This window comes from Chitinophaga sp. (assembly GCF_036566945.1).
Classification (GTDB): domain Bacteria; phylum Bacteroidota; class Bacteroidia; order Chitinophagales; family Chitinophagaceae; genus Chitinophaga.
On sequence record NZ_DATCVJ010000725.1, the window covers coordinates 1 to 13708 of the forward strand.

The following is a 13708-nucleotide window of genomic DNA, read 5'->3' on the forward strand; positions in this document are numbered from 1 at the left end:
TGATGGCGTTATCGACGACAAAGATCGTACTTATGTAAAAGGAAAGTATCCCACTTTTCAGTATGCGGTTAACCTGGGTGCTTCCTGGAAAAACTTCGACCTGAGTGCACAGCTGTATGCTTCAGAAGGACAAAAGATTTATGTGAATGGTTGGGGCATAGAGCCGTTCAGACAAGGCTCCGTACCTACCACCGATTGGCGTAACCGCTGGACCCCGGAAAATCACAGCACTACCATGCCAAAAATCTATGTGGCAGATGGATATGCACCGGTACAGAATTATACCTCTACCTACTACCTGAAAGACGCATCTTTCTTAAGACTGAGAAATGTGCAGGTAGGCTATAATTTGCCAAAGGCTACCCTGTCCAAAGTGGGTATAAAGTCTTTGCGGGTATACTTTACAGCAGATAACGTATTTACCATCAGCAAATTCCCGGGACTTGATCCGGAACGTGTAGGAGACGGTAATTATGTTACCTATCCACAAACAAAAACTTACACTTTCGGCGCCATGGTGCAGTTTTAATTTCTTCTGTTAAATGATTCAGTTATGAAAAAATGTCAGCAATACATACTATTAATAGCCGTTGCAGCAACCACACTGTTTAGTGGCTGTAAGAAGATACTGGATGTAATGCCACCAGATGAATTAGCGACTTCGCAATTCTGGAAAACACCAGAGGATGCAGATAAAGGGCTCACCGCTTTGTATAACTATCTGTATGCCAGTAGTGGTGGTTATGCTACCTCACAGTTTTCTGTTTTTGCCTGGGATAATTTCACGGATGATTCCTATGGGCAGTATAACTATGGTGGTGGCCGGAATGCACTCACCTCCGGCATTACCCCGCAATCCGGAGATTTTGTAAATGCCTATTATGTAAACAGCTACCAGGCCATCGCTGCTGTCAATTCATTCCTCGCCAATGTAGACAAAGTAATATCCGGTGATAAGCTGACGCTCTATAAAGGAGAAGCTTATTTTCTCCGGGCATTTAATTACTTCTGGCTGGCACAGCTCTATGGTAATACCGTGATCATCACAGAAGATCCATTCACGGTTGATTTTACTTCTTCCCGCGCTAAATCCAGCAGAGAAGATGTGCTGAAGCTCGTGTTAACTGATCTGGATGCCGCTATTGCAGCATTACCGGATGTTGCCTATGGCGACGGTCACGCCGTGAAAGCCACCGCACAGGGATATAAGGTAAGGGTATTGATGTTCCAGAAAAAGTATGCGGAAGCAGCAGCCCTGGCCAACACAATCATTACCGCCAATAAATACAGTCTGAACGCCAGCTATGCCGGTAACTTTTATAAACCAGACCAGAATAACAGCAAAGAAATCATGTTTTCTGTAAGGTACCTGCGTGCCAATATCCTGCACCAGGACGTGGCGATTGCGGTGAACCTGCAACGCTGGAAAGGAGAACAAGGCACACAGGACCTGATCGATGAATATGAAGCAGCCGACGGTAAAGACACGGCTTCTTCTGCGGTATATGTAAAGGGCAAGCCTTATGAAAACAGAGATCCGCGCATGCGACTCAGCTTCTTCTTCCCCGGCGATACCAAGGCACAGGGATGGCCCTTTACCGGCGCACTGTCTGTGGCCACTCCCGGAAAAGATAGCTGGACAACAGGCTACTATGCCGTGAAAAAATGGCTGGACCCTTCCCTCGTAGATCCTGACTATGGTACGATAGACGATAACGACTTTGTATTGCTGCGCTATGCCGACATCCTCCTGATGTATGCTGAAGCACAGAATGAAGCTGCCGGCCCCGATGGAACCGTATATGCTGCCATCAAGCTGGTAAGGAACCGGGCCAATATGCCGGATCTTCCTGCCGGTTTATCACAGGCAGATATGCGTACCCGTATCAGGCATGAAAGAAGAGTGGAATTTGCGTTGGAAGGACTACGTTATTTCGACCTGAGAAGATGGGGCATTGCCAAACAAAAACTGAATGGTTTTATTCCCAATCCTTTGCAACCGACTGTTAAAACAAAGTACCAGGATAATTATGAATTCTGGCCTATTCCACAAAGTGAAATAGACCGTAATGCACCGGTGCTCCTACAGAACCCGGGCTACTAAAGGTTTTGAGTTACATATGAAACGCTGTAAAGTAAGGATGCATTCCCTGCTTTACAGCGTTTCGTTTTTATCTGCCTTTAAAGTATTTTGCTGCCCCAAACATATAAATTTCCAAAACATGGATAAAAAAATAGCGTTGATAACCTATCAGCAACAAACAGGAGGCGTGGCAGACCCTGAAGCAGACCTGTTGCTGCAATTTCTGCGCGGAAAAGGACTCGATATCACCACCATAGTATGGAATGCCCCCAACATCAACTGGGAAGAATACGACGTGGCCATCATAAAATCACCCTGGGATTATCATGAACAAATTGATGCTTTCTATGCCTGGCTGAAGGTACTGGAACAGGCAGGGGTACAATTATTGAACCCCGCAGACACGATCGTTTGGAACAGCAATAAAAAATATCTCCTCGAAATAGCCGCTGCCGGTTTACCCATTATCCCGTCTTCCTTGCTGGAGAAGGGCACAGTACCCGACTGGCAATCGTTTTTTCGGTTATGGGATACTGATAAAATAGTGCTGAAACCCTGTGTAAGTGCCGGCGCCAGAAATACACTGCTGCTGACCTCCGACGCAGTAGCTGAGAAAAGCAGTGAGCTGAACACCTGGCTGCAAACAGAAGATTACCTCGTACAACCCTACCTGAAAGAAATTGAGGAAGGAGAATGGTCATTCCTCTTTTTTGGTGGTACATTTAGTCACGTGTTGTTAAAAACGCCTAAACAAGGTGATTTCAGGGTACAAGCTCATCACGGAGGTAGTACCAGTCAGGCTGCCACAACGGATAGCTATATCAATAAAGCGAAAGCTTATGTAGACCGTTTCGGAACAGGACTGTTGTATGTACGTGTGGATGGTGTCATTAAAGACGGAGAATTTTACCTGATGGAACTGGAACTGATTGAGCCGTACCTGTTCCTCAGCACCGCGGAGCATGGGTATGAAAATTATTATACGGCATTAATAACTTTGTTATAATAATATGATATTAAAGGCCATCCCGTTTCATCGAAACGGGATGGCCTTTAATAAATAAGATCATTTTTCCGTAGCAGGTGGTGTGGCATTTCTTTCCTTCATCAGAAGTTCTACCATTTCCCGGAGTTGTTTGATTTCTTTATCTTGCTGGATAACATACAACGTGAGCTCTTCAATTTTCTGCATGTGTTTCTGTTGCATGTCGCCGAGATCTATACCTTCTTTCTCTATTTCGGCAGCAGCGGATATGCCGGGTAGGTGTTTATTTTTTAAAATCTGTCTTTCCAACTCTGTCAGAGAAGGCAGTACATAGTCATTCTCAAAAACAAAATCCGCCCAACCGGTGGTGGTCACTTTTACTTTCTGAGCGGTAATGGTACCGCGAACCGCTAGTTCTGTCTGCGGCTTGGCGGTATTGATACCCACTTTACCGTCATCCATGATCGTAAACCTGTTGGCACACATACCACCTGTTGAACATCCTTTAAAGTCATAGGCCCAGAATTGAAGGCTGTTGCCATAACTAGAACCGCCAGCATTTAAGATGACCCATCGCTGACCTTCTCCTGCCCCTGTTTTGATTGGATTAATCAGGCTGACTAAGCCACCGATCTGGCTGACAGAATCCAGCCGATAACTCATCAATGAACCATTGGCCTGTATATTACCGGCTACTTCGAGTTTTTGCGTCGGTGTTGTGGTGCCAATACCTATTTTACTATTTGTTTCAGTGATGGAAGGGTACTGCGCATGCGCAAAAAAAGGTATTGCTCCAAAGAGCAGGGTTATCAAATATTTCATTAGAAGGGATTTATTATCGCAATTTAACTAAATAAACTTCCGAGATGTATTTTTATCATCACAAAATTTATCAAGATAAATCTGTCATTACATAATGGAATGAAACAGCCCACCAGGCTCGCCAGCTTACTTTACGCGGCTATGCTATTAATAGTTCTTACGTTAGGAAGACAATTTTTGCAATTTTATCAGCTGGATTTTAAATAGTATAACAGAATGGTACTCCTGGCATATCGTTTATCTGAACTTATCACACGCTGCATTTATTTTGTGGCTACACGAATCATGATAACACCTTTGGCGGGAATGGAAAATTCAGCCGGCAGCACACGTTGTTTGGCTTCCAGTAAATCGCTCTCCCATATTTGTAGCGCAGTATGTTTATTTTTAGGCGTTAATGTAACCGTGCTGTTGGTAGCAGCGGTATTCACCAGTTGCAGTAATACGCCATCGCCACCGGCGGCAGGATAAATGTTTTCTGTATACACATCATTACCGCGGATATCGAAAAACAGACTTTCTGTGGCGGGGCCACTGGCAGTTGTTACTACTGGTGGCTGATGATTTTCGAGACCACTGGCATTCGCTGCTGCAGCGCTATAAGGGCCATGTACCTGTAAATAGTAATGGAAAGTGGTCATGCCTTCCTGATCTCTCCGGAAGTTGGTATGCCACAGGTTATTCATGACCCAGGAAGAAATAAGTGGCTGCTGTTCCATAAAACTGATCCAGTGCGGAGAGTTGTGTAATCCGCCCAGCAGACCGGCAGTAGGATACTGTCCTATTTCAAACAGGGGCGCGTCAGGACTGCTCCATGTAACACCCGTTTCGTTGTTGGATACATCCACCCAACGCTGCTGCGTATACCAGTTCCTGTTAGTATGCGGCAACTGATCTGTTTCCGCAGTAATGCTACCCCATGGAATACTATATCTCACCTGACCTCCCGGTATCCGGAAAGGAAATACAAAGTGTACACTTTCCTTGTCGCCGATGGCGGTTTTATCGATGGTGTTGATCAGCGTAATGCGGTCTTCACCTGCTACCAGTCTTATTTCCCGGTCGAGGGAGCGGGCGCCGGGCGCTGGACTACTTACCAGCAGACTCACTACCAGCGGGCCTTTTTCCTTTATCCGGATGTTGGCCATGCCGCTGTACGCTACCTTCTCTGCAGAATCTCCCGGGAGGTAATTGTATTGGTTCAAACCGGCGCTATCAGCAAAATTCGATTTATAACCCTTTTTAAGCAATTGTACGATGTTGCCGCTCCGATCATCCACTTTAATGGAATAAACGCCGTTTTCGAGGCTGTTATGGCTAATGGAAGCGTGTTGTGCCGCCCATGCCTTGCCTGGGTGTATGGTGAACCGTTGTTTGGAAAAAGCGGGGAGTGTTGTCAGGAACGCCAGTTCTCCGGTGCTAAGTCGTTGGGAAGGCCGCTTTTTGCCTTGTACATCTTTTACCAGGTCGCCGTTGGCGCTAAGGTTGGCGGGTACGGTCACCAGCGTAGTACGCGGGTGATCGATGGTGTTGTATACGTCGATGGCCGACGCGGTATTCGCATCGCCGCGGACATTAGCCAAAGCGTCGTTGCGCGTATCGGTAATAGCTGCATCAGTCGTACTTGCATGCAACAATGCCTGAGATCCTGCCTGTGCATTCAGCGCAAAGGCCTGTTTAAATGCCCATTGTGAAACGGCTTTGGGATCTGCTGGTTCAGACACACTATTGTAAGCGCCCCAGGTATGTTCGTTGAACATGATCAGGTCTGTCCATATTTTGTGGAAGGAATCTGCAGGATAGCCGGCTTTATTTCTCAATGCCCAGATAGCGCCAGCCTGTTGCAGCCGATCGGATGCATGGCGGTTAATGGCGGTTTCGCGGGCGGCAGAGCCGATACCATCGGTCCAGTATTCGGTATAGTCGCCGGCGATCACCGGAATTTTATCTTTCCAGGCAGCTTCAAAGTCACCAAAGAATTGTTTCACCGAGGTAATAATCAGTTGGGGAGATGCATACCTTTCATTCCATGCTTTTACAGCGTCGGGCAGCTCGGGGTCTATCGGCGCGTTATCGCTCATGGCCCAGGTGAGCAGGGTCATGTCGTATGGAAATGGGCTATCCTCCAGTTTAGCGAGGTAGTCGAACAGGTAGGGATTCAGGAAATTTTCTTCCGGCTTGCCGGTATAATATGGTTTGGGATCTTCTATGGTAAAGAAGTTAGGGATTTTGCTGCCTTTCAGCGTATAGCCGATAGAGTAGGGCGATGATTGCCAGAAAAGCAGTTGTTGTTTTCCGGAAGGGGAGCGCCAGTAAAAGGGCTTGTCGCGCCATTGTCCGGAGCTGCCAATGCGGTCGTTGGCATTAGGTGCGCTGAGGAAATAGTGGATCCCGGTAATATCTGCCTGGCTGCTGAGTCCCCAGGAAGCGCCGGGCACGTCGCCCTGGAACATGGTATGCATGGTGATGCCATAATCTTTGGCGAGGTGGGCGCCGGTGTAAAAGAGCTGCAACAGCTGCGCGGAGCTGGTAGCGCTGGTATTGGTATTGGCGTATCCGCCATCGAGATTGATCCATCCTTTTTTCACCGCATCACGAAATACCCGTTTCTTCTCTTCGCTGGCGGCGGCGAGGTATTTATCTACCACCCAAAGGGCCTCAGTATTCCATCTGAAGCGGGCTGCTGCGGGGTAATTGGCTGTGCGGGCTGCTATTTTAATGGCTTCGTCAATGTTGTTCATATGAATGGCCAGCACTTTTGCCTGTACGTTGGTATAGCCTACGTCTACATGGGAGTGGGGCATTACATATACTTTCCACTGCCGGGCAGGCGCTACTATACAACTGGCGCGGGCATTATGCCCTGCAGCGGCGTAACGGACAAACAACTGTGTGTTTTTCGTGACCGGCGGACCCGGCAACGGCAGCTCGTAGCTGCTGATGCCAGCGGCACTGGCGGGCAGCGACAGGCTGTCCTCCTGTCCGTTAAAGGAAAGGTAAATGGTAGCGGCTGCATAACTGCGGCCACCATGAAAATCCATGCGTACCATTCTGGCCGCACTGCCATGATGATTCAGATAGGCAACGGTAGGCTGTAATTCAATGCTGGTAAAGAGAGTAGCTTTTTCCTGTGCAGTGGCCTGCAGGGAAAAAAAGCAGCAGCAAAGGAGGAGTTTTGCCAGTAAATGTTTCATATGTACAAACATACGTACATATTGGGAGATAGCAAAAAGCATAAAGCATAAAGCAAAAAGCTATTGAAGCGAATGATGGAAGCGAATGAATTAAAAAGGTTAGTCATGCGAGCAAATAAGTTATTAAAGCGAACAAAAAGCAAAAAGCTATTGAAACATATGATCAGCGGGAAAAAATATTCGCTTCTATCATTCGCTTCAATAGCTTTTTGCTTTATGCTTTCCGCTTTACTAGAACCCTGGATTATTGGGCAAAAGATTCGGGTTCACATCCAGTTCCTGTTTAGGAACGGGGAACAGCAAATTCTTTTCCGCAAAAGTAGCATTGAACACAGTGGTGTGTCCTATGAAATTATCCCAGTTGCCGGTAACATCGTTATGTACTTTCCGGGTGCGGATCATATCGAACCACATTTTATTTTCAAAGCACAGTTCGAAGTAACGCTGCAGCCATACTTCCTGCTCGAAAGCAGTTTGCGACATATTAGCAGGTAACGGTCCTAAATTCGCGCGGGTGCGGATGGCTCTCACATAATTGAGTGCATCTGCATTAGGACCACCTTCTGCGCGGTTAGACGCTTCTGCATACATCAGGTACACATCGGCGAGGCGGTAGATGGTATAGTTAAGATCAGACTTAGCGGTATTCACCACTGCCAGTGAATCAAAGAATTTGTAGATATACGTATTCTTGAAAACAACCGTATCCGCGCTGCCGATTTTTTTGTATTTGGTATAAAAGAATTGTCTTTCCTGTACCCGCTTATCGCCTGCAGCAAATGACTTGATAAACTGAGGAGTAGGATATACGGATCCGTATTCATCAGAATATTTGGAGATGCCTGCATAGTTGGGAATGGTAAGTGGCGTCAACGGGTTGGTAGAAGGCACGGAGGCTGCAAACTGCACCTGGAAAATAAATTCGCCGATGTTTTTGTTTTGCGGATTAATCATATCCGTGTAATTCCTGAAAAGCGAGGCGCCGCTGTTGGCAATTACCGCTTTGGAGGCTGCTGCGGACAGTGCATAATACTGGTTGCCACCATTAATAGCCGCACCGGCATAAGTGAGATACACATCTGCCAGCAGTGTTTGCACAGTACTCATACTCACGTATCCGGTATTGTCTTTCCATGGCAGCGTTGATTTTGCAGCTTCTACCAGGTCAGGAATAATAATACTGTCGTAAATCGCTTTGGCAGGTGTACGCGGCAAATTCACACTGGCAGGACTAGGATCTGTTGGTACCTCCGTTACTTTTGGAACCGCGCCATACATTCTTACCAGGTAAAAATAGTACAATGCACGCAGGGCTCTCGCCTGTGCCAGCTGATTGGTGGTAGTGGCAGCGGGTTGTATGGCCTTCGGAATGTTTTGTATTGCCAGGTTACAAGCGCCTATGCCAAGGTACATACGTTGCCACCAGGTGTCTACATAAAACGAAGTGATATTGTAAGTAAGGTTCTGGAAGTTGATAAAGCCGGTTTGTCCGAGGTCACTATTGGATTTACCGGTCATGAACTCCATCAGGTTGTAGGTATTACCACCATAGGACGACGGCTGTCCATAGATGACTCCCTGCAGGTTCTGATAACAGCCATTGGTAAAAGCGGCGGCCACTTTAGGGCTGGTGAGATCGGCATCCGGCGTGAGGAAGTTAGTAGGTTTTTCTTCCAGAAACTTTTTGCAGGAGCAACTGAGCAACACCAGCAACGCTATTAATATATGTTTTGTCGTTTTCATTTTCAGATTTTTTAATTCACTAAAATGATATCACATCAACGGTTACACGCAACAGCACTAAAAATTAAGATTTACACCCAGGTTCCACACGCGGGGGCGTGGATAAGGGAAGAAGTCAATGTTCTGAGAGAAACCTGTGTTTGTACCATAGGTACTGTTAAACGTATCTACTTCCGGATCGTAACCAGTGTATTTGGTGATCAGGAACAGGTTTTGTACGCTGGCATATATACGGAAACGCGTGATATGACTTCTTTCAAGGAACGCATCCGGGAAGGTGTAACCGAGTGTGAAGTTCTGACCGCGGATGTAAGAACCATCTTCCACCCACCAGGTATCAAAGTGAGAATCCTGTGTGAATTTATAACTGCGCACCTGTGCAATAGAGGTGTTCTGATTGGTAGGCGTCCAGGCATTTAATACGGTAGCCAAACTGTTGGCCAGTGTTTGACGGTCTTCCGTAGAGTGTTTAAAGGTAGCTGCTGTATTTACGCCTTGTACAAAACGTATATCACAGGTAAGATCCCATCCTTTGTATTTGAAGTTGGTGCTGAATGTACCGGTCCATTTTGGATAGGCACGGCCAATGATGCTGTAAAAAGGGTTGCCGTTGGCGTCGTATATGTATTTTCTGTCGCCGGGCAACAGGGAATGCTTGGCTGCTTCGGCTGCTTCATCCGTGCTGTACGTGCCCAGCCTGGTCATGCCGTAGAAGGAACCGATAGGTTCACCTACCCGCAATACGTTGGTCTGTCCCAGGAAATTAGGACCGGGGAAGATATCCGCATTACCATCATTCAGCGTTAAAATTTTGTTTTTGTTAGATGCAAAAATGAAATTGGTGCTCCAGGTAAAGTTTGTGTTTTGAATATTGATCGTATTCAGATTTATTTCAAAACCCCTGTTCCTTACCGAACCAATGTTCTTGTACACATTCATATTGTACGTACCGGAAGACCATGGCAAAGGAGCGGCCAGCAACATGTCTTTGGTGGTACGGTTGTAGTAATCCACATTCAGGTTAATACGGCTTTGTAAAACAGACAATTCGATGCCTGCATCCACCTGGTTGGATTTTTCCCATTTAAGATTGGGGTTACCAATATAGCCGGGCACCAAAGTAGGCTGGTTGGAGCCATTGATAACGGTTTGATCAGGTCTGTACTGCGGGTCGTTCTGGAACTGACCAATTTCCTGGTTACCGGAAAGTCCATAACTGGCGCGGATCTTCAGGTTGTTGATGAATTTGCTGTGTTTCAGGAATTCCTCTTCAGACACACGCCATGCAGCAGCTACGGAAGGGAAGAAGGCAAATTGTTTGGACGGACTGAATTTGGAAGAACCGTCATATCTGCCCGTGGCGGTAAACAGGTATTTGTTGTGCAGGTTGTAATTCACACGTCCATAATATGAGTTCATGTCCCAGGGCGTTGTCAGCGAGGTGGCATTGGAACGTACAGATCCGGCCCCGAGGCTATTCCACTGGAAATAATCAGACAGGAAGTTTTGCGTTTCCACGAAGTCATTTTCTCCTGAATATTTGATAAAGGAGATACCTGCTACCGCATTCAGGCTGCTGTTGTTTTTGAATTGTTTGTTATAGGTAAGATAGCTTTCTGACTGCCAGTATTTGTTGTAGTTATTGGTAATATTGGCAACACCACCCTGATCCTGCGACAGGTGAGGCAAATCACCGGCAGAGTAGTAGTTGGCCTTCGTGCTGACCAGGTCATAACCAAAATCTGTTTTGAAATCCAGGTCTTTGGTGATGTGGAACAACAGGTATACATTACCCAATGTATGTTGCAGGTTGTTGAGCGTGTACCGGTTCTGCGCAATATGCACGGGGTTAGGACCTCCTTCCAGACCCGCAATATCATTATTGCCTGCCCAGGTGCCGTCAGGATATCTTACCGGCACAATAGGTACTTCTTCCGTTACCATCCTGGCTACGTTCAGCGAACCGTTACCATCAGAAATCATTCTTTGTTTGCTGGAAATGATATTGAGACTACCACCTATTTTCAGCCAGTCTTTTACATCATTGTCGAATGTTACCCTGGCGGAATATCTTCTGAACCAGGACTGTGTCATTAAACCATTCTGATCCAGGAAACCGAGAGAGGCACTGTACAGCATTTTTTCGTTACCACCCTGGAAGTTCAGCTGGTGGCTGGTAGAAACAGCAGGTTTATATACTTCTTTCTCCCAGTTGGTATTGTAAATGGGCTTATCGTTGGCGTCAAACAGTAACGGGAAATTCTGATGATTCAATGCTGCCGGTGGCGCCCAGGTACCATGGTCCGGATCGAATTTGGTGGCATTCACAAATGCTTCGTTGTATACTTTTACAAATTCATCTGAATTCAATGTTTTAAGATGTCTGGACAGCGTACTTACGTTCACATCGCCCTGATAGCTTACTTCGGTAGGACCAGCTTTACCACGTTTGGTCGTAATCATGATAACGCCGTTGGCGCCTCTGGCACCATAGATCGCGGTGGAAGATGCATCTTTTAATACTTCTAAAGAGGCGATATCATTGGGATTGATGGCGTTACCATCTACGCCCGCTACTCCATCTACCACATACAGTGGATCTATGGCGGAGTTGATAGAACCTATACCACGGATACGCACCTTCGCAGCCTGGCCGGGAGCACTGCTGTTTACGTTTACATCCACACCGGGTATTTTACCCTGTAATGCCTGTGAAATATTGGGCACTGGTGCATCCATGATTTGCTCGGCCTTGAGGGAAGATACCGCACCCGTCAGATCAGATTTTTTTACGGAACCATAACCAATAACCACGAGATCATTCAGGGTATTGGCCTGTTCCGATAATACTACGTTGATAACGGTTTGGTTGCCTACTTTCACTTCTTTCGTAGCAAATCCTGTAAAGGAAAATACAAGGACCGCATTCACATCGGGTACCGTTATCGTAAAAGCACCTTTGGCGTCTGCAATCGTGCCTTTTACGGTACCCTTAATGGCGACTGTCGTATTCGGGATTTCGCTCCCGTCGGCAGCATTGGTGACCTTGCCACTTATTTTAATCTGAGCCATTGCATGCATGGAGAGTAGTAGACATGCAAGCACGTAAACAAGTTTTGTTTTCATAACAAGTCTTTAGTGATGATGGAATAATAGCCGGTAAATCGTTCGTTTAGCTGATAATGTGTGTGGGATTGCATTACACGTGGAAACCCCACCTTTACAAGTTGATTTTAGTCTCGAATCATAGTAATAACAAGTTTTTTAAATCGGATAGATTTGGTTGAATAATGAATAATAAATGAACAGCCGTAATTGTTTACTATTTTCTGTTATTTACCGCCCATTTTTTAAGTAGGGTGATAGCATCGAGTAATACGCCTGCTTCTCCTCTGAAATTTCCTGATCCTTTGGGTGTGCCTGTCTTAACGTCGTACCATTCAAAGAAGCCCTGATGAGCAATGACGCGATCCGTCATGGGTTTAAGTTCATCAACAGCTTCGGTTATAAATCCATTTTTTATGAGGGCTTGTATCATGCGGCCGCCAAACCATGTCCAGTCGCCTGCGTTCTGATAAACGTAGGGATGCATATTGGGATATTCCTGCGCCGGGTAGGGCGGATACACCGTTATGCCAATGGTGGCGAACTTTTCTTTTGAAGCAGCCTGTATCATCTGTTTGTTGATGATAGCGATTTCTGCTTTGGAATGAAATCCGGCGAGTACTGCACAGGCAGAACCACCGGTGTACAAAATTTCTTTTTCATTAAAGGAGGGAGAAAAGGGACTGTCATTGAGGTAGAGGTGTGGAATGTATTTCTGTGCTGCCGGGTCCCATAGGTATTTGCGCACATTTTTCCGGATACCGGCGGCTACCTGTTTCCAGTTCCGCGTGGTTTGGTAATCCGCTGGTTTCATGGACAGAAAGTCCTGTATGGCTATCACAAACATGGCATTATCGTAAATGTCAATGGCCCATTTCGTTTTTTCGTTGATGGCTACGCCCCATCCGGTTTCGGGTTGCACATCTCCCCAGTCGACGGTAGTGGCACCGGTAATGAGGCCATATTTTGACGACCAGCGGTCTTTCAACAGGTACTCCAAAGCCCACTCCATGCGTTGCAAAATCGTTTTATCACTAAGGGCCAAAAAAAGAAGACTCCGGTCGCCGGTAGCAACAACGTATTTATTTACGGCCTGTATCAGAGAAGATTCCTGATCTGTCTCTACCGTATTTTTATGGGCGGCCCACTCAGGCGCCAGATCTGAATAACGATATTGGTAACCTACGTTTGCTTTTTCTTTTTTGATGACACCGTCGGAGATATTGCCATCATTCCCCTGCATTTTAAAAAACAGCAGCAACATCTCTTTGATCGTGTCGCGGGGAAGCACCTGCAGGGAGCCATTAATAAAAGTATTGAAATCTCTGATCCAAACTTCTCCATAAGAAGTACCGGCAGATAAACCGGTCAGTAATTGTAATGCACGGCCTTGTACGGTATCCAGTTGGCTGTCTTTGAGGATAGACGCCGCCAGGACCGATGTAGGCGTATTTTGAGCCTGTGTGCTCTCCGTAAGGAAAGCACACAAAGTAATACCTGCTATTATGGGAATCAGATTTTTCATAATGTGGCCCCGGCTATTATGTACAAACATAGAAACATTAACGTATTAATGCAAGAAAAGTTTTTCACATGCGTGATTTATTATCTTTCTTATCTAATGACATGATTATTAATTTAATTAGACAGTAGCTATTTGTTTAATTTGAAAAAATGACATCGATCTCATTTTCCCCCTTGACCATACATACCTACCAAAATAAGAGGGGCTAAAATTGTTTTTCTAGTTATTTTCCAGTTGCTTTGCAGACATGA

Annotated in this window: 7 protein-coding genes and 1 pseudogene; 3 read left to right on the plus strand and 5 right to left on the minus strand. The window is 46.1% G+C overall.

The features are described from left to right. From VIP81_RS21820 to VIP81_RS21830, 3 genes and pseudogenes are all read left to right on the plus strand, one after another. Window positions 1-529 (plus strand): annotated as a pseudogene (locus VIP81_RS21820) (TonB-dependent receptor); the annotation flags it as partial. Window positions 530-553: 24 nt separating this feature from the next. Further along, window positions 554-2104, plus strand: a complete 1551-nt coding sequence (locus VIP81_RS21825; protein WP_331966298.1) for a RagB/SusD family nutrient uptake outer membrane protein — start codon at window positions 554-556, stop codon at window positions 2102-2104. 118 nt (window positions 2105-2222) lie between these two features. After that, a complete protein-coding gene (locus VIP81_RS21830; protein WP_331966303.1) occupies window positions 2223-3089 on the plus strand; it encodes a hypothetical protein in 867 nt (288 codons plus the stop codon). Between the two features lie 60 nt (window positions 3090-3149). Here VIP81_RS21830 and VIP81_RS21835 read toward each other — a convergent pair whose 3' ends face one another. From VIP81_RS21835 to VIP81_RS21855, 5 genes are all read right to left on the minus strand, one after another. Further along, window positions 3150-3890 carry a hypothetical protein gene (locus tag VIP81_RS21835; RefSeq protein WP_331966306.1) on the minus strand — a complete coding sequence of 247 codons (741 nt, stop codon included), beginning with the start codon at window positions 3888-3890 and terminating at the stop codon, window positions 3150-3152. A gap of 263 nt (window positions 3891-4153) precedes the next feature. Continuing rightward, window positions 4154-7084, minus strand: coding sequence for a glycoside hydrolase family 38 C-terminal domain-containing protein (locus tag VIP81_RS21840; protein ID WP_331966309.1), 2931 nt, complete (start codon window positions 7082-7084; stop codon window positions 4154-4156). Window positions 7085-7315: 231 nt separating this feature from the next. Continuing rightward, a complete protein-coding gene (locus VIP81_RS21845; RefSeq protein ID WP_331966312.1) occupies window positions 7316-8827 on the minus strand; it encodes a RagB/SusD family nutrient uptake outer membrane protein in 1512 nt (503 codons plus the stop codon). A 57-nt stretch (window positions 8828-8884) separates the two neighbouring features. Continuing rightward, complete coding sequence (locus VIP81_RS21850; RefSeq protein WP_331966315.1) at window positions 8885-11932, minus strand: TonB-dependent receptor; 3048 nt, start codon at window positions 11930-11932, stop codon at window positions 8885-8887. A gap of 217 nt (window positions 11933-12149) precedes the next feature. After that, the gene (locus VIP81_RS21855; RefSeq protein ID WP_331966318.1) at window positions 12150-13457 is read right to left on the minus strand and encodes a GH36-type glycosyl hydrolase domain-containing protein; all 1308 of its coding nucleotides are present in this window, start codon (window positions 13455-13457) and stop codon (window positions 12150-12152) included. Between the last annotated feature and the right edge of the window lie 251 nt (window positions 13458-13708).

Coding starts and splice junctions, on each gene's coding strand:
- VIP81_RS21830 (WP_331966303.1), top strand. CDS start 2,223: ATGGATAAAAAAATAGCGTTGATAACCTATCAGCAACAAACAGGAGGC.
- VIP81_RS21855 (WP_331966318.1), bottom strand. CDS start 13,457: ATGAAAAATCTGATTCCCATAATAGCAGGTATTACTTTGTGTGCTTTC.
- VIP81_RS21825 (WP_331966298.1), top strand. CDS start 554: ATGAAAAAATGTCAGCAATACATACTATTAATAGCCGTTGCAGCAACC.
- VIP81_RS21835 (WP_331966306.1), bottom strand. CDS start 3,890: ATGAAATATTTGATAACCCTGCTCTTTGGAGCAATACCTTTTTTTGCG.
- VIP81_RS21840 (WP_331966309.1), bottom strand. CDS start 7,084: ATGAAACATTTACTGGCAAAACTCCTCCTTTGCTGCTGCTTTTTTTCC.
- VIP81_RS21845 (WP_331966312.1), bottom strand. CDS start 8,827: ATGAAAACGACAAAACATATATTAATAGCGTTGCTGGTGTTGCTCAGT.